A 26,367-nucleotide genomic window follows, 5' to 3' on the forward strand; every position below is an offset into this window, starting at 1 on the left:
GGATAAGTATCATAGTAGTTGATACTTAAAATGGTTTCAATATCAACAAAATATCCATTACTATATTGAATCTGCATCCCGTTTTTAGTAAATCCGGAACCATTTCTTGCCTCTACGATGATAAGGTTTTCTGCCTGAGACTGCATACTTGTTCTGCTTCCTCCTCCAATAATCCCAGTATAAGCAACTCTTCCCAATGATTCATATTTAGTAATCAGCCATTTATTCTTCTCTCGCATATTAGCATCCTGAGTCATGATAAGTCTATCGGCTTTGTCATACACCATAAATTCCCAGCCTTTGCCAGGAAGTTTCTTTTCTACAAGTCTCCCTCTTCCATCATAACGATATTGGTAAGCTAACGCCTCCTGATCATCCCATTGCCAATGTACTTTCTTGGATAGCATAGGCGGAATTACCCATGCTAACTGGTCATATTCGTTATATACATAATAAGTATCTGCATTTTCTGTCCCGCTTAAAACTTTTCTTATAACAAGAACTTGCTCCTTACCATTTTTGAATTCAATGGTTTTGTTGCCGTCTTCATCGGTAATGATGTTTTTATACAATTGTCCTGCTCCATACATTCCCCCATATTCAATGGTTGATTTTGTAGCTCCATTTTCCCAGGTGGTAGTGGTGAACATTTTTATAACTTCCCCATCAATATTGGCATCATAGTCAAATTTCACAGGCTTTCCCGTCCAGTCATTTCCTACCTGAATCTGTTGCTGGATTCTGTCCAAAGGAGACTTCTCCAATGCTTTTTCAGAATAGATTTTCTCTCCACCATAGATGGAAGAAGCATTTCCCAGAGGAGAGGTATAAATTCCACCTGACTGCGTTCCTGATTGAGGAATGGGAAGAAAGTCTTTTGCCTGTCTTCCAAACTGGTCATATTCGATATGAGTGACAACATCTTTTCCTTGGGGAGAGGCTTTTACACCAATCACCTGCTTAGGTCTACCAAGCCCATCAAAATATTGAATAGTTTCAGAAGATTTTGTAGCCTGGGTTCCACTATAATCCAGATACGTTTTTATTTGAACATAGTTTTCGGTGTTGGATACCTGTGCTTTTACAGTCCCCAACATCAGAAATGCTATGGGAATTATGAATTTTTTCATCGGTTATTAGTTTTTATAGTTGTACTTCATTTCCTTCAGCACTTTTCCATCCACATCCACTACTTTCTCAAGCCTGTTTGCGGAATCATAAAGATATAATTCCCTGATTCCTGATGGTGGAGTGATGCTTCTTACTCCAATCAATGGATCATAAGTATAGGTTGTAATATGAAAACCAGTAAGGTTAGGATTATTTTTGAAATCATTTAATGCTTTGAGTAAAATTGTCTCATCATTATTGGTCCCAACAATTCCTGCATCTGTGTCAGAAGCATTAACAATATCATTAATATAGGGTAGAATCTGTTCATAATTAGCTCCTTCAACCTTAGCAATTGGTAATGTATTATTATATCCCCAAACAATAGATACAGGATTATTGCTGTTCCCATTTGCATCGGGTTTAGAATTATATTGGAGAAGATTTCCGGTAATAGGACTATATAATTTGTATAATATATCCGTAGCTAGAATATTTTTTTGAACATCAAGACTAGATACACTGATAGGCAATGGTAACCCTGCTGTTTTATTAGCTTCAGTATCAGAACTTGGATAAAGAGTTACTGTTTTTGAAATAGTTTTTCCTATATCTGTTGAGTTTAGTTTTTTAACTACAGTTGTTTCCATAGGAATACCAATCATATTTTTATTAATTAAAAACTGATTTCCTTTTTCATGTGCATATTGATATGTTGTTTCCTGAATCGATTTATCAGGAAAAGTAATCTTCTGTAATGTAGGCTGAATATGAGAAGGATTATTATAAAGATATTCTGTCTCTGTTCTTAATAGTTTTCCATTCATGTTTTCTTCCACAACCTCTCTGTCTTTATTTACCTGAGCTGATACTAATTTTTTACCATAAAACTCAAAATTTGCAGCAGCGTTTCGTACAGAACCTCCGCAACCTAAATAATATTCGGGGCTGGTAGCAAAAAACTGATAACTCATCTTATGAAATTCATTTGGCTTAGTTGGTGCTGTAAAATCCAAGCCTGATTCTATTTGTTGACTCGAAGGTGTTTGAATAAATGAATAATCATTGGATATAGTTTTGAGAGGAACAGGATTTCCTCTTTCAAAGATCTCCTGTTTTTTTATAAATCCCCTTTTCCAGGAATTATCATTGAACAAAAGATAAGGAGTATCATAATATAGCTTTCCATCATCCTCATCATAGAATGTATATATAGTCTTTCCATTATCAATCCCATTATTTGTGATACTTTCGGTAACTTTAGAATAAAATACTGTAGTACCATTATATCCCAAAATATCACTAATTGACATACTATAATATTTTGCGAGATTAAAATATTTATCAAGTACTTTACAAAATTCCGGATAATATTTAAAGCTATATCCACGTTCCAGTTCATAAGTAATTGGCTTATCATAAAGCTTCCCTGTTGAAATATTATTTTCATCATTGTAATTAATACTTTTAGTAATAAGGGGGCTTCCATTATGATCTTTTGAGATAACCTTTGCAATTCTAACACCTCCAACTGCTAAATTTTTTCGCCCTGAGTTTGTTACCACCTCTTCTTCAGCATACAAACGTATATAAGGATCTGAAAGCCCACGTGCTGATAAAGTCATAGAATAAGAACCTGGTTCTAGAATGAGATCTGCTTCCCCTCTACCTGTCATCGGAGGTAATGGAATCATTACATTTCTTCTTTTATCAGTTATATCATAAAATACTTGAGCTTCTGCTGTCTGTCCTCCTTCCTGAAAAGGAATATCATAGGTTAGCAAGAATTTAGTACGTTTGGGTACTTCGAAATTTTCAGTTTTATTAAAGTCACCATTATTTGATTCTTCATAACTATAAAAAATTCCAATACTTGTAACCTCCACGCCATACTCCTTATAATAAGGTTCATCATAAGTATTATTTTCATAAAAGAACTCATCACTTCCTTTTGTAGGGTAAATAATTTCTTTCAGTAAGGTGGTCTCACTACTACCCAAATTAGGTTTTTTCCCTCCGTAATAGTAATACAATCTAAAATCTTTAAAATTATATCTTCCACCACCGTCTCTGCTATAATACCCCCAAAAGTCCTTACTTTCATTATTCTTTTCAGGTATTGATTCCTCATTATACCTGAATGAATATCGTTTCTCATTGATCTTAACTGAATTAAGCTTAAGCCATGTTGTTCTATCATTCATAAGAGTTCCACTATTCATAGACTGAAAATAAGACTGATCAAACTCTGCTGCTGTAAAGCGATTTCCTCCATCCTGAATTTTAATTTTATCCAAGGCTGCAATTTTTCTTGTAAAATCATTTTTTACATCTACACGTGGGGTACTTTTATATTCAAAAGAAACTTTTGTCTGTGCATTCACTTTAATTTCCTTTAAAATGGGAAGAGTATGTTTAATGTTTAGTAACTTTAGATAAATATTTTACTTCAAATGAATTAGAATAGAGATCGGTTGGAATATCATAAACATCTTTAGTACTTCCCTTCATATATGTAGTCGCATTATCATAAGCATAATCAACATAATCATACAGAAAATCAATAATATCAGTTTTTGTCTTAATTTTTGAGAGATAGAAATTATTATAGATCAGATTTCCACCGCTATAAGGATAATAACCGTTCAACATTTGCATATCCGATTGTAAGGTAACATCATCCTGAATAGCATATTCATAAATATTACCCTGGATATCTGTTATAATAAATTTAAGACCATCAAATTGTATTTTTTCTTTGCCTACAGGCATTTGCTTTCCATTAAAATCTTTATCTAAAAAGAATTTACTACTCTTCCCGGGATAAGAAAAATGAAAAATATCCGGTTCTGTATCTATACCACTTACAGGATTTCGCATAAAAGTACCTTGTTCTTCCAATCTCGCATTTGAATTATCTCTTAGAAGAGCATATTCTGGATAATTGGCGGCTCCTGGATTTACAAAATCTACTTTTACTGGTGCATCTACAGGAAATCCATTAGGAAAAGCTGAATACTCTTTTGGTGAATGAAGATCATCCAAACCATTTACCTTATGCGAAATCTTCCCTCCTACTTCCAGATCCCATCCTAATCCAATATTAGATGCATTATCACCAGATTTAAATCCTGTAGATGTATAATTAAGAGTAATTGGGATTTCAAAATCTCTAACCTTTAATGTGTATATATTTAAAGGATAATTAATTGCTCCGGAAGAATAGTTGATCGGAATATCAACTCTTTTTACCAATCCTGACATTTCAGGAGTAGTAGGAACTATATTTTTTATATTTCCCAATTGGGCATAAAAACTCTGAGTAGCTAATAACGAAGCTACAAATATTATATTTTTTTTCATGGTTATTTCTTAATCAGCTTCGCATTCGCTGTTTTGTTATCATTAGTTTTTATAGTAATTACATAAGCTCCCTGAACCAACGCCTGAGTAGAGGATTTAATGTCCTTCTGCCAGAGAACTTCCTGAGCAGACACACTTAAGACTGTACATAATGTATATGCACCAAGATAGATTTTTTTCATCCTTTGTGTTTTTGTGTTTTTAATTCAATAATTATTCTTAATTAATCGCCATAAATGTATTTATTCTAATAAACAAATCACATAAAAATGATTTAATACTTATATTTTCAATAATTAATTTATTTATATCATTATCAATCTCTTTAGACAAAAGTATATCCAGAAAACGTCAAAACTTGACGTATAATTTATATCAGTTGAAACCATAAAAAAAGAAAAAGGAGTACCCAAATTGCATCTTAAACTCAAAAACAAAATTCAAAACCTTCAACAATGATTCTCAAAAAATTTCTATATTTTTGTTATAAGAAAAACAATCATATGAAGAAGATTTTAATTGCATCAATCCTAATAACCAGTCAATTAAGCTGGGCTCAATTTACAGACATCAATATTGTAAAGGAAGTAAAGGTTAAAAATAAAGGCGTAGTAGTATCTGCTCATCCTTTGGCAAGTGAAGCCGGGGCAAAGATCCTCAGAATGGGAGGAAATGCTTACGATGCTATTACTGCTACCCAATATGCATTGGCTGTAGTATATCCTCAGGCAGGAAACATTGGAGGTGGCGGATTTTTAGTGGGTGTAAAAAACAGTGGTGAAAAATTCACGCTGGATTACAGAGAAACAGCTCCTAAAAAAGCTTCAAGAGATATGTACCTCGATAAAAAAGGCAAAGCAGACACAGATTTATCCCAGAATGGAAGACTTGCTGTAGGTATTCCGGGAAGTATTGCTGGCTTTTTTGCCACTTTGAAATATTGTAAACTTCCGATGGAAAAGATCATTCAACCGGCTATTGATCTTGCAGAACAGGGATTCGCTATAACGGAACAGGAAGCTGATATGCTGAATAACAACAGGGAGCATTTTAAAAAACATAATAAATCTTCTACCATATTCGTAAAGGATACCCCTTGGAAAGCTGGAGACCTTTTAGTTCAGAAGGATCTGGCAGAAACTTTAAAATTAATTCAAAAGCTTGGAGCAAAAGGATTTTATGAAGGGAAAACAGCAGATCTTCTGATTGCCGAAATGAAAAGAGGAAACGGAATCATCACCCTTGAAGACCTTAAAAACTATAAAGTTGCGGAAAGAAAAGCTTTAGAATTTGACTATAAAGGAAATAATGTCGTTTCAATGCCTTTACCATCAAGCGGAGGTCTTCTCCTTGCTCAAATGTTGAGAATGGCTAGCTTTGAAAACCTTGAAAAATACCAGCAGAATTCTACAAAAGCCGTTCAGATCATGGCTGAAGCAGAAAGAAGAGCTTTTGCCGACCGTGCAGAATACATGGGTGATCCAGACTTTATCGAAGATAAAACACCCTACCTTATTTCTGATGAATATTTAAAAAACAGATGGAAAAGCTTCAGTTTTGATAAGGCAACACCCAGTTCAGAAGTAGGAAAAATCATAGCACAGCCTAAGGAATCAACACAAACCACGCATATCTCTGTTCTTGATAAGGATGGAAATGCTGCTTCTGTAACCACCACTCTAAACGGATATTACGGAAGTAAAGTCTTGGTAACAGGCGCAGGGTTCTTTTTAAATAATGAAATGGATGATTTCTCTATCAAACCAGGTGTTCCGAATATGTTTGGAGCAGTAGGCGGCGAAGCAAACTCTATCCAGCCTAACAAAAGAATGCTTTCTTCCATGACGCCTACGATTCTTCTTAAAAACGGGAAGCCTTATATGGTTGTAGGTACGCCGGGAGGAACCACTATTCCGACATCTGTTTATCAATCTATTGTAAATGTGGTAGATTTTAAGCTGAATGCCAATATTTCCGTAAATGCACCGAAATTTCACCATCAATGGCTACCGGAAACTATAAAAGTAGAAAACAATTTCCCTGAAAGTACAATCGCTGAACTGGAAAAGAAAAATTATACTATTGAAAAAGTAAAACAAATCGGAAAAACTGAAATCATTGTCCTGGATGAAAATGGAAACATTCACGCTGTGGCAGATGGTCGTGGTGACGATTCTGTGGCAGTAGAATAAATACTACATTACTTCCAATACATTATATAGCTTCGGCTTCATTCCTTAGACAGAGAGGTCTTTCGAATGAAGCCGAAGTTTTTTATATGCTATCAAACATAACTAGCAGATCAATTTTCATGACTTTTGTCAGTTTTTTAGATGAAATTTCTTAATTTTCGCCCTTAAAAAAACAAAACGACTGTTCATTGAAAACAAAACCTATACACAATCAGCTTTATTTTCAGGTAATTATAGCAATCACAGCCGGTGTTTTACTGGGGAAATTTTATCCTGAGCTGGGAGAAAAAATGAAACCTTTAGGAGATGGCTTTATCAAATTGGTAAAGATGATCATCGCTCCGGTAATTTTCATTACCCTTACTTTAGGGATCGCCCACATGACAGATCTTAAAAAGGTGGGAAGAATTGCCATAAAAGCAATGATTTACTTTTTCACTTTCTCTACTCTCGCTCTTATCATTGGGCTTGTGGTTGGGAATCTTCTACAACCAGGACATGGTCTGAATATTGACCCGGCAACCCTTTCGGGAGATGTCTCAGAATATCAGCAGAAAGCTCATGAATCTACTCTCACAGGATTTATCATGAATATCATTCCCGAAACCTTATTTAGTCCTTTGGTAGGTGAAAATATTCTTCAGGTACTTCTTGTTGCGATTTTAATGGGGGTTGCACTGGTTTTAACAAAAGAAAAAAGTCAGAAAGTAACTGATCTTCTGCAGGATTTATCAGCTCCGATATTCAAAATTGTTCATATTTTGATGAAGCTTGCTCCCATAGGTGCTTTTGGAGCCATGGCATTTACCATCGGGAAATATGGACTTCATTCTATTCTGAATCTTATATTCCTGGTTGCTACATTCTATATTACGTCTATTCTTTTTGTGATTTTAGTATTGGGAGCAGTGGCTTGGTATAATGGATTCAATATTTTTAAACTATTATTTTATCTGAAAGAAGAGCTTCTTTTAGTTTTGGGAACAAGTTCTTCGGAATCTGCTCTTCCGGGAATCATGGAAAAAATGGAAAAAGCAGGCTGCTCACGGGCAATTGTAGGTCTTGTGGTTCCTACCGGCTATTCTTTTAACCTTGATGGAACGAATATTTATATGACCCTTGCCTCTCTGTTTATCGCTCAGGCACTCAATATTCATCTTCCTATTGAAAAACAATTGATGCTTCTTTTGGTAGCTATGTTAAGTTCAAAAGGTGCAGCTGGTGTTACAGGTGCAGGTTTTGTGACATTAGCCGCAACATTGGCTGTGGTTCCGGAAATTCCAATTGCGGGAATGACTTTAATTCTTGGAATTGATAAATTTATGAGTGAATGCCGCGCTTTAACAAATGTGATTGGAAACTCTGTCGCAACTGTTGTAGTGGCAAACTGGGAGAAACAATTGGATAAAGAACAACTGCAATATTGTCTTGACAACCCAAATAAGATTGAAAAGGAATTGGAAGGATTATTTTCAAATAAAAAGTAAATACCAATAGTTTATTTTGTTTCGCAAGTGAATAGTGAATATAAAAACACCTTCAATTGCTTCAAAACATGAACTTAAATTAAAATATTCAAGCTCGCCGGCTGTACTTTCACATGAATTGGTGATTCAATCTTATTAAACTCACCGTCAAGATGCCAGTTTTTTGTATTTACTTTGAATGAAATCTCAGAAACAGGAAGATAAGTAACGTATTCATCATCCTTTAATCTTTTGGTAAACATTCTGAAAGCGAACAATGCAGAATAGGTCAAAGGAAATTTTTTCACCAAAACCATATCAACCAATCCATCGCTTTTACTTGCGTTAGGTGCAATATAAGCGTTATTCCCAAACTGACGGGTATTAGCAACATTCAGCATCAGGTATCTGCCGTTGTATTGCTGGTACTGCTCTTCAAGGAAGGTTACTTTTATTGGTTTATAATTAAAGAATGTCTTCAGCGAAACTTTAATATAGTTTTTGAAACCACGGCTAGTTTTCTCAAACTCCTTCACCACTTTTCCATCGAAACCAGTTCCTGAAACATTGATGGAAAGCCTATCGTTTACTGTAAATGTATCGATCTTTCTGGACTGTTTTGCTTTAATTTTTTCTAAAAGCTCATCTAAATTTTTACTGAAACGAGTCTCATTGGAGAATCCATTTCCTGAACCGGCTGGGAAAATAGCCAGAATTTTATCCGTAGAAATCAGGTTTTTTGCTACGGTAGAAATTGTACCATCACCACCAATAGCAACAAAAATATCTACCTCATCAAAATGGGTTTTGATGAATTCGTCTGTCCCCGGAATAGATTCAGAGACATAATAGAGAGGATTACCAACTTTATTTTTAAGTTCGTTCAAAAACGGCTGATAATTCTTTTTTGCCGAAAAAGGATTGATGATAAAAGCTACTTTTTCCATTACCGCAAAAATAGAAAATGCTTCCTGAACCCGGAAGCATTAATTTACTTAATTTTCATTCTTTCTTTAAATTCTTCATTTAAAGTTCCTTTCAACTCCTCCCATGAGACAGGAATGACGATATCACCTGCTGCATAAGCGGTAATTTCATAGGGGCTGTAATGAAAATACAGATTTTTGTCATCAAAATAGAAGTTATCTGATGCTGGGATTTTTTCAACCAACAGCATTTCTGAGTTTTTCACTTCTCCATCTGCATCGGATGCGTTGCCTTTTGTTTTATCAATATTTTTCATTAATAATGCTTCAAGCTTATTGTTTGGCATTGAAGTAATATCTTTTAATTCCAGTTTTCTATTCTTTTTAAGATCAAAAACCCTTTCTGAAAATCCATATTCCCCATGAGCTCCTCCAATATACGCTTCTGCTGAATACTGAATATGCATATAATCATTGGCATTGGATTTCAATTTCATATTAGAATGTGAAAACCATTCCTGAACATGACCAAGATCTGAATACAGTTCATCATCTTTTTTCATAGAAATGAAATATTTATCTTTTTCTTCTTCCAGGTATTTTTGCATTCCTGTTTTAGAGAAATCACTCAATCCCTTTTCATTAAAATAGATACTATCCAACAGCGCTTTATCTTTTAAACCAGGAAACACCAATAGCTTTGAACTGAAAGTAACGGATAATGAATCGCCAACCTTTGTAGAACCTTGTGCCTTAACGGAGTCTACAATAAATTCATAAGATTTTTGATTTTCAGTTTTTTCTATAGAGTTTTCCGTTACATCTTTTTTCTTACAGGCAGAAAAAGCAAAGAATGAAGAAAGGGCTAAAATGGCAATGGTGTTTTTCATAATCATAATTTGGGATATTGAATGCAAAAACCATTCAAAAATGAATGGTTTTTAAAAATTATTCTGTTTTTATTTTATTAAGCTGAAAATATTAAGACTTCTTAATCAAACTGATTACCTGATTTTCATGTTTTGAGGCAACTCCCCAAATTTGTTTGAATGCAGGATAATAATCTTTAGGATAATCTGCGCTGGAAATTTTTGTAGTGGAAGTTACTTCCAGCTTGTTTCCTTTTTGCTCAATAACATAGCTGTATTCTATTTCTTTATCTTCTGTAACAATCTTTTTATTCTTGGGCATTTCTTCGATTGTATAGCCTTCAGGAATCTCAAGCGTTACTTTTTTAACTTTTGTTGTGGGAGAACCAAAATCAATCGGATATTTTCGGGCTTCGGTCTGATCAAATTCGTTGGATGTCTTGCTTAAAAACAGCATCGGATTGATAATCATCTTCTTCCCTATTCTATCTATTAAATTGTTGGAAGAGAATTTCATTGTGCTTTCAAACTCTCCGTTATCCAATACTTTTGAATCGATGCCCGTGAAATCTATTGAGAAATTTTCTTTGTACTGTTTTTTATATTTTTCAGCATTTTCATCATAATTATCTTTCACATACATGGCAAAAGCTCCTGTATCTTTATCGGAATAAGACCCGGAAATACTACCATCATCATTGATTTTTGCATCAACGGTAAGATAGGTATTGCTTGGCTTCATATTCGTCATCTGAATCTGTAAAGCTTTATTCTTCGTCAATAAAATCCCATACTGATTCCAGTGTCTTAAAGGAAGTTCGTCCATAGAAGATTGTTTGGAAGTGGCATCATAAATATGAAAATGCTTGTCTATTTCTACAGATGCAAGTACAAAATTCATGTTGGAAACATTGGGAGATACAAGATTGATTAATCCGTTCTCTACCGTGGAAATCATCAATGGATCTGCCTTAATTCCAGCTTCACGGAAAAGCATGATAAGGAACAGATTGATCTCTGCAGCATTTCCGATCTTGGTTTCCAATAGCTTTTTGATTCCGTTTTCGGTATAAACTCCTTTATCTTTATTCCAGGTAAATGTTTTTTGGACGTAAGAAAAAATAGCGTTGGCTTTTTCAAAGTCTGTTTTCATTTCCATTACACCTGCCGGCATATTTTCTTTTGCTAGCTTGGTTTTCTTTAGCTCGCCTCCAAAGTCTTCATTTTCATAAAGTCTTTTACTGATCTGGTCCCATGAGGATGAGTAAAGCTTAAGCTGACTGAAATTGGTAGAGTTCAGCTCGGCGCTTATTTTTGTTCGGAAATTATTGTCATTTCTTATAAACTTTTCAGTTTTAAAGCCTTTCACATTATCATACCCGAATCTAAACGTCTTATACTGAGATCCATAAATATTTTGTTCTTCTATTACTCTGTACTTTGGAGCAAGTTCTCCTGTATAATTGATGTTGTAAGCAATATTAAGCGGTGCATCCAAAACATATTCCGTATAAATGGATGGGGTGTCTGTTTCAACTAAGACCTCAGGAATGATGAATAAAAAAGGGGATACAACATCATATTGATATTCCAGCACAGAACCGTTTTTCACATTGGGGAAAGCAAACTTCGTCATTTGCACGTATTTACTTTCCTTACTTTTATATTGTGAACTTTTTTCTACTTTTACGGGAACTACAGTTCCATTTTCAAGGTTATAGGTGAAAGCCTTAAATTTACCGAGAGTCTCTTTATCTCCGTTCATTTGATACAAAGGAACTTCAAGATTCAACCAGTTTTCTGCTTTATCTTTATCATAAATTTTCACTCTGTAGAAGTACTTTTTGTGCATACTTCCGGTAGAAGTATCAATCATAAAATGAACAGATTTGTAAAGGATTTCCGCCGGAGCATTTTCATCCAGCAAAGACTTAGGTTTTGAAAGATCAGCATCAGAGAATTTCGGAGGATTCAAAAACTCATGTTTCTGTGCCTTGATCATCATGATATTTGCTGAGCAAATGATTATTAGTATTATTTTTTTCATCTTTATATTTTTGTGATAAGTACTTTCGAGTTATCCATATTTAATATTTTCTTTCTGAAAGAGACATATTCATTGTATTTTTCTTTTGAATAGGTTCCTTTGTTGACCTGAATTTTTCTTGTTACTTTCAAGTCTTCTCCATTTTTAATAAAACTCAGTTTATAGTGTCCAAACTCGGAGTTGATGGCAATATCGGCGGGGGTTTCATCTATTTTATATCCTTTAGGAAGGGTAAATCCTATTTCATATTCATCTTCAAAAGATTGTCTGATCTCAAAAGGAAGCTCTCGGTTTTCTTCTGTTTTATAAATATTGTCTGAGAATATAGGAACGGCTCTGAAAATAAGACTGTTTCCTGCATTTTTGGAGTAATTATTGGTCTTAAAATCTATATCAAAAGTAATGACTGCCTTATCTTTATCATTAACAAAGTTTTTCATTTCAACTTTTTCAAAGTTTAAAACATCAAATCTTCTTTTCAAGGCATCATTTTTTTCTTTAGGATCAAGGTTCACAAATCTCAGATTATCATCATATTGGTTTCCGGTATAAAAGAAGTTTCCTTCTCCTGTAATACTGTTATCCTCTCCTATTTTAATAGTAAGCTTTTGTTTTTCTTTATTTTTATCAGCCTGATATGAAGGTGTATTGATCAGTTCTATCCCTGTTTTCTTTACAGAAAGCACATTTCGGTCTGTCGTATTGTATCCCAAATGATTAAATGCCGTTTGCTGTGAAGTATTTTCAAGCCAGATATTACCATTTTCTGTAGGTACCATCAGAATAGCGTGATTTCCTCCCATTTTAGGAAAATCCGGGTCAAAAGATAGTTGTGAAAGACCTGAATTGATCACACAGTAATAAGAAGGGATCCCAGCCTCATTTAACAATGTTTTCATATAGTTGGTAAGTCCTTTACAATCGCCATAGCCCTTTTTATGTACTTCTTCCGGCATCATCGGAAGCCAGCCTCCAATTCCAAGCCCTACATAAATGTATCTGGTTTTGGTCTGCATATATTGATAGATCTTTTTCACCTTATCTTCTACGGATCCCTGAAGTTGTAATGCTGCAACTTCTGCTTTAATCGCGGGTGTAGAAACAGCAACCGGCTCTACAAGGTTATTATAATACCAGCTTCCGAAATCTGTCCAATTGTTCAGCGTTCCCTGTCTTCCGGCAAGGTTGAATTTTGTAAGGACAAAGCTTACATTAGGTAAAATTTTAAGAGTTTGTGGAATTAATAAAGCATCATCAATTGCCGGAACATTTTTATAGGTATATGTCTTTTCGTTTCCATTACCTGTTTCAGCTACGGAAGCATAATTGTATTTTGAGGGATAGATTTTTGTACGCAGATCAATCCCAGAAGTATTAATAACCTTCATCTGCCCTTCTTCCAAAGAAGTATTGGTAGAATAAAACGGCACAAAATCAGGAATAAAAATAGTATTCTTATTTTCCGACTGATATGAAAAATCTATTGTATAAGGATATTGAACCGGTGTATAGGAAAAAACCATCACTCTGTTATCAGAATAAAATACCCCTTGTCTGTTATTTGCAAAGTCACTGAAATCAGATTTGGAGTAGCTTTTTATCTTTTTACCTGATTCATCATAAATAGTCACCTTAATATCAGAAATACTTGTTGCTTTATCATAAGGAATATAAGCTACAGCTTTCTCGTTTCCATCTTTATTTAAAACAGTGGTAACAGTATTGTATTGATATTTTATTTCATCAATTTTATTGATCTGAACGGTTGTAAAGTCCTTTCTGATAACAATATTGGCATTTTTCTTTAGATTTTCCGGAATAGATGCAACAGGATAGCTCTGTGCAAAGTACAATGAAGCAGCTGATAAGGCTCCAAGAAGTATTATTTTCATCATGGTTATTAAACTATACAAAAATAATAAAATCTTAATAACTGTTAAAAATAACTTAAAAAAACATATTAAATTTAAATAACAATCAAATATCTAATTAAATATCAATATTTTAAATTTAATAAACAGATATTATAAGATATAGAAAAGACCCCACAAAGTGGAGTCTCTCATAATACTTAAAAAAAGTACTATCCTAAATCTACCCTAGTATAAGTTATGAAACTCTTCTACAAAACAAATTATAGAAGAGTGGCTGAATGAAAACATTCCAGGTTAAGTAATTCTACCACCAAAGAACATTACGTTCTGTAACATGAGTGTCACTTTTATTATCTGCAATCCCAAAATTACTATAAATAGAGATTCAAATATTTCAATACATGTAGAAATAATTATACAAAAACGTCAAATAAATTCGACAATAAACATAAAAAAAGACCCCATAATGAGGTCTTTATATTTCCAATTATTTTCTTAGTCGTTAGGAATTCTTTTACTGTCATAGGTATCACTACCAAGTCCTAAAACTGGTATGAAAATGAAACAAAAAAAGAACAATAAAATAGTATAAATAGGAGTTTCCTTAGCAAAACCTTTGGCTAATCTATCATCTATTACCCAAAAAGCATAGATATTGATAAGCGGAATACAGCATAAAATGATCCACCAAATTGGTTTCTTTACAATGTCCAGCAATACGATAGCATTGTAAATAGGAACAAAAGCTGCCCACGCATCTTCTCTTCCTGCTTTTTTAAAGATTTTATACATGCAGTAGCCATAGAAAAGATAGACCAAAAGGCTCATGAACATTGATCCGATACCTAATCCTGCAGCTGCTGCACCGGAAACAGCATCTACCCCTTCATAAGGGTCTGTTTGTAAAAGAGTTAACATATTATTATTTTTTATTGGTTAACCCAAATATAAAAAAAGCTCCTGAATAATCAGGAGCTTTTTACATATTATTAAAAATGATTATGCATCAATTTTTGCATATTTTGCATTTTTCTCGATAAATTCTCTTCTTGGCGGAACCTCATCACCCATTAACATTGAGAAAACACTGTCTGCTTCTACAGCATTGTCAATAGTTACCTGCTTTAAGATTCTGTGTTCAGGGTTAAGAGTTGTTTCCCAAAGCTGCTCTGGGTTCATTTCTCCAAGACCTTTATAACGTTGTACTTCAACACCTTTTCCATCAGGAGACATTTCTAAAGTAAATTCTTCACGCTCTTTTTCGTTATAAGCGTATATTTTTTTGTTACCTCTCTTCAATAGGTATAAAGGTGGCTGAGCGATATAAATATATCCGTTCTCAATAAGCTCCTTCATATATCTGAAGAAGAATGTAAGAATCAATGTAGAAATGTGAGATCCGTCGATATCGGCATCGGTCATGATCACAATCTTATGATATCTTAGCTTAGCCATGTTCAAAGCTTTGCTGTCCTCTTCTGTTCCTACTGAAACTCCAAGAGCTGTATAGATATTTCTGATCTCTTCATTATCATATACTTTATGAAGCATAGATTTTTCTACGTTCAGAATTTTACCTCTTAATGGAAGAATAGCCTGGAAGTGTCTGTCACGTCCTTGTTTTGCTGTTCCACCTGCGGAATCTCCCTCCACAAGGAAGATTTCAGATTCTGCTGGATCTTTGGATGAACAGTCAGATAGCTTTCCAGGAAGTCCGGAACCTCCCATCGGAGATTTTCTCTGAACCATTTCACGGGCTTTTTTAGCTGCCTGTCTTGCTTTTGCAGCGAGAACTACTTTTTGAACAATAGTCTTAGCTTCATTAGGATTCTCTTCTAAAAAGTTAGTAAGCATCTCTCCTACAATTTTATCTACAGCACCAGAAACTTCAGAATTTCCTAATTTCGTTTTGGTTTGTCCTTCAAACTGAGGTTCCATTACTTTTACAGAAATTACAGCGGTTAATCCTTCACGGAAGTCATCTCCTGTAATTTCTACTTTTTCTTTTGCTGGAAGCCCCAATTCGTCTGCATATTTCTTTAAAGTTCTTGTTAAAGCCCTTCTGAAACCAGCCAAGTGGGTTCCTCCTTCATGAGTGTTGATGTTATTTACATAAGAGTGAAGATTCTCATTGAAAGAAGTGTTATAACGCATTGCTACTTCTACAGGGATATTATCTCTTTCTCCTTCCATGAAAATCACGTGCTCCATAATAGATTCACGATTTCCATCGATATAAGCAACAAACTCTTTTAACCCTCCTTCAGAATGAAAAATTTCTGATCTGAAAGAACCATCTTCTCCCTTCTCTCTTTCATCTGTAAGGGTAATGGTAATTCCCTTATTAAGGTAAGAAAGCTCTCTTAAACGGGTTGCTAATGTATCGTAGTTGTAAACTAATTCTGTAAAAATAGTATCATCCGGTTGGAAGAACTGTTTTGTACCTCTTTTATCACTGTTTCCGATCTCTTCTACTCCAGTTTGAGCTTTTCCTTTTGAATATATCTGCTGGTAAACGTTCCCGTCTCTGTAAACAGTAGTGATCATTTCGTTGGAAAGTGCATTTACACACGATACCCCTACTCCGTGAAGACCACCTGAAACTTTATAAGAATCTTTATCAAACTTACCTCCGGCTCCAATTTTCGTCATTACAACTTCAAGAGCAGATTTTTGTTCTTTTTCGTGGAAGTCAACCGGAATACCTCTACCGTTATCGCTAACCTCGATTCCGTTTCCTTCTTTAATGGCAACGAATATCGTGTCACAGAATCCTGCCAATGCTTCGTCGATAGAGTTATCTACTACTTCATAAACCAAATGGTGAAGACCTCTTAATCCTACATCACCAATGTACATTGAAGGACGCATACGTACGTGCTCCATTCCTTCCAATGCCTGAATACTACTAGCTGTATATTGTTTTTGACTCATATTAAATATTAAAAATCTTGCTATATGCAAAGACTTACAAATATCGTGATTTTTTTCGAGGTATGAAAGTTAAAAAGTGTCAAAAAAATGTAGAGTTTTCTTTAGAAAAACATAAAGAATAGCCAACCAATAAAAGATTCAAAATTAAAATGTATTGTTGAAATAACAACTGTTTTAAATCATACTCAACATCAATAATTTATGCGTAAATTTATTTACTGAAAAGTTGATATTATGGATGATTTTATAGCTGCCCGCGCCCAGATGGCGCTTTCTTTGGGCTTCCATATCATATTCTCCTGTGTGGGAATGGTAATGCCTTTCTTAATGGCTTTTGCCCATTGGAAGTACCTAAAAACCAATAATGAAGTATATAAAGGATTAACAAAGGCATGGAGTAAAGGAGTGGCAATTCTATTTGCTACCGGAGCTGTTTCAGGAACAATGCTGTCTTTTGAACTGGGACTTTTATGGCCTGGATTTATGAAACATGCAGGTCCTATCTTTGGAATGCCTTTCTCATTGGAAGGTACAGCCTTTTTTATTGAAGCCATTGCTATTGGTTTCTTTTTATATGGATGGGATAAGTTCAATAAGTGGTTTCACTGGTTTTGCGGATTTCTTGTAGGGGTAAGCGGACTTGCTTCAGGTATTTTGGTGGTAGCAGCCAATGCCTGGATGAACTCTCCTACCGGATTTGATTATATTAATGGACAATATCTTAATATAGACCCTATAAAAGCAATGTTTAATGATGCATGGTTTCCACAGGCACTTCATATGACAGTGGCTGCATTTTGTGCGACAGGATTTGCTGTAGCGGGTGTTCATGCCTTTATGATCATGCGAAAAAGAAATGTTGAATTTCATACCAAAGCTTTCAGAATTGCTGTAGGTTTTGCCCTTATCGGAGCCTTTGGAGCGCCTTTGAGTGGTGATATTGCTGCAAAATCTGTAGCAGAAAGGCAACCTATTAAATTAGCTGCAATGGAAGCTCATTTTGAAACTGAAAAAGGTGCTTCATTCGTTATTGGTGGAATTCCTGATGAAGAAAAAGAAGAAATAAAATATGCTGTTAAGATTCCTAAAGTATTAAGTTTCCTTGTAAGCAATGATTTCAATTCTGAAGTAAAAGGGCTTAAAGATTTTCCAAAAGACGAATGGCCACCGATTGCGGTAACTCATTATGCCTTTCAGATTATGATTTTCTTTGGTGTAGTTATGATCTGTATCGGTTCAATATACCTGTATGCTTTCTTCTTCAAAAAGGAATGGCTTACTAAAAACTGGTTATTAAAAACCTTTTTAATCGCAACTCCATTTGGTTATATTGCATTAGAAGCTGGCTGGACTGTAACTGAAGTAGGAAGACAACCCTGGATCATCTATGGAGTAATGAGAACAATAGACGCGGTAACACCAATGCCGGGAATACAATATTCTTTCTATTTCTTCACCGCGATCTTCGTATCCTTATCTTTAATTCTGGTTTTCCTTTTAAGAAGACAGATCCAAATGGTTCCGAAACTTTACGACCCTACAGACGCTCAGTTTAACGATAAAAACAAAAAATCATGATCTACATTGTTATAGGCTTTCTCTGGCTTTCCATCTGTCTTTATGTTATTCTGGGCGGCGCTGACTTTGGTGCCGGCATTGTAGAGCTTTTCACAAATAAAAAAGCCCGCCATAAAACCCATGAAATCATGTATGAATCCATTGCTCCTGTATGGGAGGCAAATCATATGTGGCTGATTATTGCAATTGTTATCCTTTTTGTAGGATTTCCTGAAATATATACAACAATGTCTACTTATCTGCATATTCCATTGGTATTAATGCTTTTAGGGATCATTGCCAGAGGAACTGCATTTACATTCAGACATTATGATGCTGTAAAGGATAACTGGCAGGTTTTATATACTCAGATCTTTTATTATGCAAGTCTACTAACTCCATTTTTCTTAGGATTAATAGCTGCGGCAACAGTTTCACATTCCATCAATCCAGATGCGAACAACTTCTTAGATCTTTATGTTTACAGCTGGCTAAATTGGTTCGGTGTTTCTGTAGGTTTATTTACGGTAGCACTTTGTGCTTATCTTGCCTCTATTTTTTCATTGAGAGAAACCCGCGGTAAAGAAGAGTTATTACTTATGATCAGAAAATCAAAACAGACGATGATTTTTGTTGTGGTAACAGGAATTCTTGTATTTGTAACTGCTTATATTTCAGATATTCCTCTTTTGATGTGGGTATTTTCAAAACCTTTGGGAATTATGGCTATTGCTTTTGCAACCATAGCTTTACTTCTTATTTTTAGAGCAATGAACAAACAAAAACTACTTCCCGTACGTGCTCTTGCTGGTTTTCAAATCGTAATGATCCTTGTTGCAGCAACATATCAGCATAATCCAGATATTATTTTATTAGGAAACGGACAACACCTATCACTTTTAGAGCATATGGCACCTGAGAAAACAATTGCAGCCTTGGGATGGGCGCTGATGTTGGGGTCATTATTTATTCTTCCGTTTTTATTTTATCTGATGGCTTCTTTCAGTAAACTGAGAAAATAATATAATGCAGAATTATAAGGATAAAACGGAACTGATCGAAGAGATAAAGAAACGATATTTTCTATATGATGAGGAGTTCAATGATATTAAAGAAGAAGAAAAAGATGTATTAAAACCTGATGTTGACAAAACACCATCACAAAATATATCGTATCAGATCGGCTGGACTCTCCTCTTACTTCAGTGGGAGGCTGATGAAAAGAAAGGAATTGAAGTAAAAACACCTACTCCTGACTATAAATGGAACAATTTAAAGGGATTGTATCAATCTTTTTATGATCAATATGGTTCTTACAGCTTAACTGACCAAAGAGAGCTTTTACAAAAACAGGTCAATGAAATTATAGAATGGATTGAAAGTATCGATGATAAAATCCTGTTTGAGCCCGAACAAAGAAAATGGGCAACTACACCTGCAAAATGGGCTGTCTGGAAATGGATACATATTAATACAGTCGCTCCTTTTAAAAACTTTAGAGCGCAGCTACGGAAATGGAAAAAAGAAAAAGGTACAGAATAACTCTGTACCTTTTATATTATATTTATTTTTTTATAATTTTTTTACTGTAAGTATTCTTACTTGTCTTTATTTCTGCGATATAATCTCCAGAGGGTAAAAACTTCAGATTACTTTTTAATTCTGTCCCAGTAAATACTAATCTTCCATCTATTGCATAAATATTTAACTTTTGTAATTTTTCGTTAGCATTTAATTCAATAGTAAGAATGTCTTCTATTGGATTGGGGTATATCTGTAATTTCTGAATATTTGCTTCAGACACCTGTAAAGCACCATCAACTCTTTTATATCTTATAATTCCAAGCTTATTAGTTGTCATACTTAATCTGGTTGACGCACTTGCCTTGTAAAATCCATCATTTGTTTTGACACCCTTAAATATACCCTCACTTTGAGTGTTTAGAAAATAAGAACTTCCTCCGTTAAAATTCGTATCTAAAATACCTGAACTTGTGATTTTTCCTATAAAAATGAATGATGAACTATATTTTGTACCATGTCCAAATATCAAAATTGAGTTATCATCGTCAAACTCTATATTTCTACCCCACACAGGTACATCTCCAAACATAGGATAGACCGGATTAAAAGAAGATATTACAAATGTACCATTAGTTCCAAACGATATATCTTTTTGACCACTCGTTGTATATTTTTCAATTTTATAATAATCAAACAGAAAGATCTCGCCTATATTATTAATATAAAATTGTACACTTGAATTCAATATGTCTATACTCCCCTGATTACCAAATGAATTATCTATTTCACCTTGGGTTGTATACTTTATTAATTTATAATTTGTACTTGAATCTCTCAATAAAAAAAAGCTATTGTTTACTCCTTTTAAAATAGAACGAACACCAACTCCAAAATATTTCATTCCAAAGCCTGTATCATAATTTCCATTAGGTAAAACTCTAAAAGTACTTACTGCATAATCTGTACTTTTTGTAAAAACATATACTGATCCATCTTCGTTTACAAGAATATTGGTTATTTTAGAATTATTTAAGTCACCAAAATTAGCAAAACCGTTTTGTCCATATGACAAATCAATAGTTCCATTTATATTATATTTTACGATCTGATTAAAAGAATAAAGATAAATTCCGTTAAGTGTTATTAAGAAATCCATTCCATTAGGGTTAAACGAACCATTTTGTCCAAAATTTGGATCTAAAGTTCCATTATCCAGAAATTTCTTTATAAAATTAGGATGCACACAATAAATATCCCCATTTTTCATTATTAAATTCTCAGGATTTCTAGTATTATTAAAAATGTACTCAAAAGTATCGGGAACTGTTACAACATTATAAGTATAATCCCTTTGCACATAATATTGCTGCCCATACACAATATTTACTATTAACAGTAAAAAAAGAAGTGGAAACGTTTTTTTCATGGTTTTTCCCCAAATTTAAGCTTTTTTATTACAATATAAAAAACTTATTGTATATTTATTAAAATGAAAAAAAAAGTATAAAATAGCTCTACACCTATTTAATATATTTATAATAATTAATTATTTTTTTATTATTTTTTTTCTATAAGTATTATTATTTGTCTTTATTTCTGCAATATAATCTCCAGAAGATAGAAACTTCAGATTACTTTTTAATTCTGTCCCGGTAAATACTAATCTTCCATCTATTGCATAAATATTTAACTTTTGTAATTTTTCGTTAGCATTTAATTCAATAGTAAGAATGTCTTCTATTGGATTGGGATAAACTGACAGTTTAGTACTAGCTATTTCTTTAACACTAAGATTCGCAACATCATTAGTACGGAGATACTTTGTAATTCCAACAGACCCATATGAAAGTCCAAAGCCTGCAAAATAGTCAGAACATATATAGGAATTATCATTTAATATATTTACATCTGTAATCGCTGCCTTTATTCTTTTATAGTAAAATGAATTTCCATTATTAAAACTATTATCCAATGTACCATCTGTATTGAACCTAATAATTACAGCTGTAACTTTATCCAAAGAATTTTGATTTTCACCAGTTCCTCCAAACAACAAAATTCTTCCGGTAGAATCTACTTTTAGCACTCTTATAAATTGTGGTCCTAATAAATAATCGGGATACCAATTATCACCCGCAGGTAATTGAAAAGTAGCAACACCATTAGTACCAAACGAAGTATCCCTAACCCCGTTCTCATTATATTTCTTAAGCTCAACAGGATAGCGTTCAGAAACAAATATATCTCCGGTGTATTTGTTAACCCCTATTCCAATAACACCCCAACTAGAAGAGGATTCTGAAACTCTGAGTATTCCCTGTATACCAAAATTTAAATCCTGAGCTCCTGATAAATTATACTTCTTAAATTGGTAATCTGATATCTTTACAATAATTGCGGTGTTTGTAATAAAAAAAGATTTAACTCCCGTTATTAATGAAAAACTGCTATCTAGCTGCCCAGTAGGTTTAATCTTATATAGCGAATTGTCTTTTTTTACAAATAATCCCAAATCATGATTGATCTCAATAGAGTAGATAGTTTGTCCCATATCGAAATAACCATTATTACCAAAACTTGTATCAAGGTTTCCATTTACATCATACTTTGCAATTATGCCATTGCTTGCCAAAAATATATTCTGGTCATTAACTGCTATAGCACCTGCGTTAACATTAGAGTGTACTAGTGGAATAACAGAAGTAGAAACTCCATTAACACCAAAGCTTAGATCATTCTCACCATTTGGTAATATTTTTCTTAAATAATTACTCTGATAAATATAAGAATAACCTAGAGGAGAGGATGCAGACTTAGTAGTAGAGCTTCTAGAAACTCTTGATGGAAGATGGTAATTAATATCTTCTCCTACATAGTATTGCTGGGCATTAATATTAAAAAAGAAAAGCAAAAAAAGTGTGTTAAAAATTCTCATGGTTAAGTTTTAAGTTATTTTTTTACAAAGTTATTTTTTTTAATAAAAAAGCTCTCACAATCTATTAAAAATATTACTGATATATAAATATATAAGAGGCTACCTCTAAAACGAGATAGCCTCTTACAATATTATAAAGCAGATGATATTATGCCAGTTTCATCAAAAGATTCTCATCTATTTTCTCAACTTTCACAATATTATTTTTTGTCAAAGTCTTAGAAGCTTTATCCCATTTTTTACCGGACAACTGGCTTCTTTCTTTTACTTCAGCTAAAGACATCGCCTCTTCCTGAGAATTAAGGATTTCAAGAATTACTTTTTCATCTTCTCCCAATTCAATTTGAGGAACAGCTTTTTCCGGTCTCATCTGAGGGAAGAATAGCACTTCCTGGATAGAAGCATTGTTCGTTAAGAACATGATCAATCTGTCCATACCGATTCCTAATCCAGATGTAGGAGGCATCCCATATTCAAGCGCTCTTAAGAAGTCCTGATCGATGAACATTGCCTCGTCATCCCCTCTTTCAGATAAAGCCATCTGAGCTTCAAAACGCTCTCTCTGATCAATCGGGTCATTAAGCTCTGAATAAGCATTTGCGATTTCTTTACCACAAACCATCAATTCAAAACGCTCAGTTAAGCCTTCTTTGCTTCTGTGCTTCTTAGTCAGTGGAGACATTTCAACAGGATAATCCGTAATGAAAGTCGGTTGAATGAAGTTTCCTTCACACTTTTCACCGAAGATTTCATCAATTAATTTTCCTTTACCCATCGTCTCATTCACTTCAATACCGATAGATTTTGCGAAGTCAAATAATTCCTTCTCAGTTTTTCCGGTAATATCGAAACCAGTGAATTTCAGGATTGCTTCCGTCATAGAAACTCTTGGGTAAGGTGCTTTGAAATCTACTTCATGCTCCCCGAAAGTAGCCGTTGTAGTTCCATTTACCTGAATCGCACAGAATTCTAATAATTTCTCTGTGAAATCCATCATCCAGTTGTAGTCTTTGTAAGCAACATAGATTTCCATTGCTGTAAACTCCGGGTTGTGCGTTCTGTCCATCCCTTCGTTTCTGAAGTTTTTAGAGAACTCATATACTCCGTCAAAACCACCTACGATCAATCTTTTCAGATATAATTCGTTGGCAATTCTTAAATATAATGGAATATCTAAAGCATTGTGGTGCGTGATGAAAGGCTTAGCCGCAGCTCCACCAGGAATAGATTGTAGGATTGGAGTTTCCACTTCAAAATATCCTGCATCGTTGAAGAAAGTTCTCATTGCATTGAACAATTTCGTTCTCTTCACGAAAATTTCTTTTACCTGTGGATTTACCGTTAAATCTACATAACGTTGTCTGTATCTCAATTCCGGATCTGTAAATCCGTCGTGTACAACACCATTTTCGTCTGTTTTTGCCTGAGGTAAAGGACGTAAAGCCTTAGTAAGAAGCGTAAAGTTCTTTACTAAAACCGTCTTCTCACCTACCTGAGTGGTAAATAATTCTCCTTCAATACCGATAATATCACCGATATCTAAAAGGTGCTTGTAAACTTCATTATATAATTCTTTATCTTCTCCCGGACAGATTTCGTCTCTGTTGAAGTAAACCTGGATTTTTCCTTTAGAATCCTGCAATTCTGCAAAAGAAGCCTTCCCTTGAATTCTGCGTGACATCAATCTACCAGCGATCTTCACCTGTTTACTTTCAGAAAAGTCCTGTTTTATAGATTCTGTAGTATCTGTGATTGTATACTCATCCGCAGGGAACGCATTAATCCCCATTTCAGTCAGCTTGTTCAGCTTTTCTCTTCTAATGATTTCTTGTTCTGATAATTGCATTTCTTATTTTTCTAAAAGCATACAAATTTAGTCATTTTTGACCTGATCGTCAATTGATTTTTTCAGAAATTTTAAAAAGTGGCTAAGATATGGGGAACTAGACGTTGAGATAAGGGGTGCGGGATTCGAGGTGCGAGGTATGAAGTTCGGAATTTAAGCTATCACTATATTAGGGTAAGCTTTGATCTTTTATATTTTCCTGTCCTTTTTAGGAACAAACGTCCAGACCAGTATTCTGCTTATCTTCTGTCCCTGAGCCATGTCAACTATTTTGAACTCTGCCTTTAACTTTTTTAAAAGCGAAGTCAGTTTAGGCAAATTATCCTTTTTGGAAACCAGACACGTAAACCAAAGAATCTGTGATGAATAATCCACACTCTCATTAATCATATTGGTAATGAACCTCAATTCACCTCCTTCACACCATAATTCCGATTGTTGACCTCCAAAATTAAGTAATGATTTCTGACTCTTTGACTTATTTAAATTCCTGTTTTTCCTCATATTTCCTTTTATCATAGACTCTTTTGAATCATGAAAAGGAGGATTACACATAGAAAATGTAAACTTATCTTCGGAACCGATAATATTCTTAAATATATGATTGGAATCAGGTTGATGCAGGAGTTCTATCCCGGATGCCACCTCGGGATTCTGATCTAAAATATGACGGGCATTTTTTAATGAATCTTCATTGATATCTGTACCAAGCATCTGCCAGCCATAGGATTGATGCGATATTAAAGGATACACAAGATTGGCTCCTACTCCAATATCCAAACCTTTTACAGAAGTTCCTTCCGGGATCTTTCCGTTGCCTTCTGCTAATAAATCCGCAATATAATGTACATAATCTGCTCTTCCCGGAATGGGAGGACAAAGATTAGAATCAGGAATATCCCAGCCTTTAATATTATAAAAGTGTTGTAATAAAGCTTTATTAAGCAGTTTAACAGCTTGTGGAATACTGAAATTGATCGTTCTTGTCTGATAAGCATTGACAAAAACATAGTGATTCAGTTCTGGCACACAAGAAATGAGCTGATCAAAATCATAGGGATTACGATGCAGATTTCTTGTGTGCAGACTGGATTTTTCGGTGGACATGTTTTATTTTTTCTGGCTTAAAATATATTCCACCATTTTTTTAGCATCTTCTTTAGATACTTGTGGATGGGCAGCCATAGGGACACCTCCCCAAACTCCACTTCCGCCTTCTATAATCTTGGAAGCCAGCAGATCAATATCCTTTTCAGAATATTTACCCGCTATTTCCTGATAAGAAGGTCCTATCATTCTTTCATTGACAGCGTGACATCCTGAACAATCCAACGTTTCAATGATCTGATCACCCGAAAGATTGGATTTTGCCGGTGCTGACACAGGTGCAGCATCGGAAGACGCTACTTCTGCCGTATTTTCTTTTTTAGAACAGGAAAAGATCAAAAGACCTAATGTTCCTGCCAAAAGTAATTTTTTCATTATTTTTTCGCTGTAGAATCTGTTTTAGCAGCTTCAGGAGCAGGGGTTGCAGCAGCTGGAGCAGCCGTTTTAGCAGTAGAATCTACAACTGTAGTTGCTTCTGGCTCTTCAAGCATAGTGTTACTATCTTGTAATGAATGATCTGCTTTTTTTGAGCAGCTAGCTAATAATAAACCTCCGATAAATGCGATTGCTAATACTTTTTTCATTTTTTCTATAAAATTTAGACAAAAGTATAAAAA

Annotated in this window: 21 protein-coding genes; 5 read left to right on the forward strand and 16 right to left on the reverse strand. The window is 34.3% G+C overall.

What is annotated here, in order from left to right; translation table 11 throughout:
* From BW983_RS22035 to BW983_RS22050, 4 genes are all read right to left on the reverse strand, one after another.
* Positions 1–1,130: DUF6443 domain-containing protein (locus tag BW983_RS22035; protein ID WP_228409067.1), on the reverse strand; the 1,130-nt coding region annotated here is incomplete at its 3' end.
* A gap of 6 nt (positions 1,131–1,136) precedes the next feature.
* Positions 1,137–3,494, reverse strand: a complete 2,358-nt coding sequence (locus BW983_RS22040) for a hypothetical protein (RefSeq protein WP_076553922.1) — start codon at positions 3,492–3,494, stop codon at positions 1,137–1,139.
* A gap of 31 nt (positions 3,495–3,525) precedes the next feature.
* Positions 3,526–4,473: a hypothetical protein gene (locus tag BW983_RS22045; protein WP_076553923.1), complete on the reverse strand. Its 948-nt coding sequence runs from the start codon at positions 4,471–4,473 to the stop codon at positions 3,526–3,528.
* Between the two features lie 2 nt (positions 4,474–4,475).
* Complete coding sequence (locus BW983_RS22050; RefSeq protein ID WP_076553924.1) at positions 4,476–4,655, reverse strand: hypothetical protein; 180 nt, start codon at positions 4,653–4,655, stop codon at positions 4,476–4,478.
* 321 nt (positions 4,656–4,976) lie between these two features.
* Here BW983_RS22050 and ggt point away from each other — a divergent pair, with 321 nt between their 5' ends.
* Together ggt and BW983_RS22060 are read left to right on the forward strand one after the other, a co-directional pair.
* On the forward strand, positions 4,977–6,665 hold the full coding sequence (ggt, locus tag BW983_RS22055) for a gamma-glutamyltransferase (RefSeq protein WP_076553925.1): 1,689 nt from the start codon (positions 4,977–4,979) through the stop codon (positions 6,663–6,665).
* 188 nt (positions 6,666–6,853) lie between these two features.
* Complete coding sequence (locus tag BW983_RS22060) at positions 6,854–8,152, forward strand: dicarboxylate/amino acid:cation symporter (RefSeq protein WP_076553926.1); 1,299 nt, start codon at positions 6,854–6,856, stop codon at positions 8,150–8,152.
* Between the two features lie 74 nt (positions 8,153–8,226).
* On the opposite strand, the gene BW983_RS22065 is transcribed toward BW983_RS22060, so the two are convergent.
* From BW983_RS22065 to gyrB, 6 genes are all read right to left on the reverse strand, one after another.
* Positions 8,227–9,078 (reverse strand): diacylglycerol/lipid kinase family protein, encoded by an 852-nt coding sequence (locus tag BW983_RS22065; protein ID WP_076553927.1) that lies wholly within the window; start codon positions 9,076–9,078, stop codon positions 8,227–8,229.
* A 44-nt stretch (positions 9,079–9,122) separates the two neighbouring features.
* Positions 9,123–9,947, reverse strand: coding sequence for an RsiV family protein (locus BW983_RS22070; RefSeq protein WP_076554004.1), 825 nt, complete (start codon positions 9,945–9,947; stop codon positions 9,123–9,125).
* A 91-nt stretch (positions 9,948–10,038) separates the two neighbouring features.
* Positions 10,039–11,973 (reverse strand): transglutaminase-like domain-containing protein, encoded by a 1,935-nt coding sequence (locus BW983_RS22075; protein ID WP_076553928.1) that lies wholly within the window; start codon positions 11,971–11,973, stop codon positions 10,039–10,041.
* Positions 11,974–11,975: 2 nt separating this feature from the next.
* Positions 11,976–13,868 carry a DUF3857 domain-containing transglutaminase family protein gene (locus BW983_RS22080; RefSeq protein WP_076553929.1) on the reverse strand — a complete coding sequence of 631 codons (1,893 nt, stop codon included), beginning with the start codon at positions 13,866–13,868 and terminating at the stop codon, positions 11,976–11,978.
* A 474-nt stretch (positions 13,869–14,342) separates the two neighbouring features.
* Positions 14,343–14,765, reverse strand: coding sequence for a DUF5684 domain-containing protein (locus BW983_RS22085; RefSeq protein WP_076553930.1), 423 nt, complete (start codon positions 14,763–14,765; stop codon positions 14,343–14,345).
* Positions 14,766–14,846: 81 nt separating this feature from the next.
* Positions 14,847–16,781, reverse strand: coding sequence for a DNA topoisomerase (ATP-hydrolyzing) subunit B (gene gyrB / locus BW983_RS22090; protein WP_076553931.1), 1,935 nt, complete (start codon positions 16,779–16,781; stop codon positions 14,847–14,849).
* Between the two features lie 234 nt (positions 16,782–17,015).
* Between gyrB and BW983_RS22095 the strand changes: the two genes are divergently transcribed.
* The 3 genes from BW983_RS22095 to BW983_RS22105 are packed head-to-tail and all read left to right on the forward strand — an operon-like array spanning position 17,016 to position 19,880.
* Positions 17,016–18,359, forward strand: a complete 1,344-nt coding sequence (locus BW983_RS22095; protein ID WP_065393854.1) for a cytochrome ubiquinol oxidase subunit I — start codon at positions 17,016–17,018, stop codon at positions 18,357–18,359.
* Entirely contained in the window at positions 18,356–19,360 is a 1,005-nt protein-coding gene (locus BW983_RS22100; RefSeq protein ID WP_076553932.1) for a cytochrome d ubiquinol oxidase subunit II, read from the forward strand. Before BW983_RS22095 ends, BW983_RS22100 begins: the two co-directional genes overlap by 4 nt.
* A 4-nt stretch (positions 19,361–19,364) precedes the next feature.
* Positions 19,365–19,880 (forward strand): ClbS/DfsB family four-helix bundle protein, encoded by a 516-nt coding sequence (locus BW983_RS22105; protein WP_076553933.1) that lies wholly within the window; start codon positions 19,365–19,367, stop codon positions 19,878–19,880.
* 22 nt (positions 19,881–19,902) lie between these two features.
* Here BW983_RS22105 and BW983_RS22110 read toward each other — a convergent pair whose 3' ends face one another.
* The 6 genes from BW983_RS22110 to BW983_RS22135 form a co-directional block, all read right to left on the reverse strand.
* Entirely contained in the window at positions 19,903–21,288 is a 1,386-nt protein-coding gene (locus BW983_RS22110) for a T9SS type A sorting domain-containing protein (RefSeq protein ID WP_076553934.1), read from the reverse strand.
* A gap of 120 nt (positions 21,289–21,408) precedes the next feature.
* Complete coding sequence (locus tag BW983_RS22115) at positions 21,409–22,797, reverse strand: T9SS type A sorting domain-containing protein (protein WP_076553935.1); 1,389 nt, start codon at positions 22,795–22,797, stop codon at positions 21,409–21,411.
* A 148-nt stretch (positions 22,798–22,945) separates the two neighbouring features.
* Complete coding sequence (gene lysS, locus BW983_RS22120; RefSeq protein ID WP_065393851.1) at positions 22,946–24,643, reverse strand: lysine--tRNA ligase; 1,698 nt, start codon at positions 24,641–24,643, stop codon at positions 22,946–22,948.
* A gap of 189 nt (positions 24,644–24,832) precedes the next feature.
* Positions 24,833–25,750, reverse strand: a complete 918-nt coding sequence (gene rlmF, locus BW983_RS22125; protein WP_076553936.1) for a 23S rRNA (adenine(1618)-N(6))-methyltransferase RlmF — start codon at positions 25,748–25,750, stop codon at positions 24,833–24,835.
* Between the two features lie 3 nt (positions 25,751–25,753).
* Complete coding sequence (locus BW983_RS22130; RefSeq protein WP_076553937.1) at positions 25,754–26,125, reverse strand: c-type cytochrome; 372 nt, start codon at positions 26,123–26,125, stop codon at positions 25,754–25,756.
* Positions 26,125–26,334, reverse strand: a complete 210-nt coding sequence (locus BW983_RS22135) for a hypothetical protein (protein WP_065393848.1) — start codon at positions 26,332–26,334, stop codon at positions 26,125–26,127. Before BW983_RS22135 ends, BW983_RS22130 begins: the two co-directional genes overlap by 1 nt.
* Positions 26,335–26,367: the final 33 nt, after the last annotated feature.

It is taken from the genome of Chryseobacterium ureilyticum, from assembly GCF_900156735.1.
Taxonomy (GTDB): domain Bacteria; phylum Bacteroidota; class Bacteroidia; order Flavobacteriales; family Weeksellaceae; genus Chryseobacterium; species Chryseobacterium ureilyticum.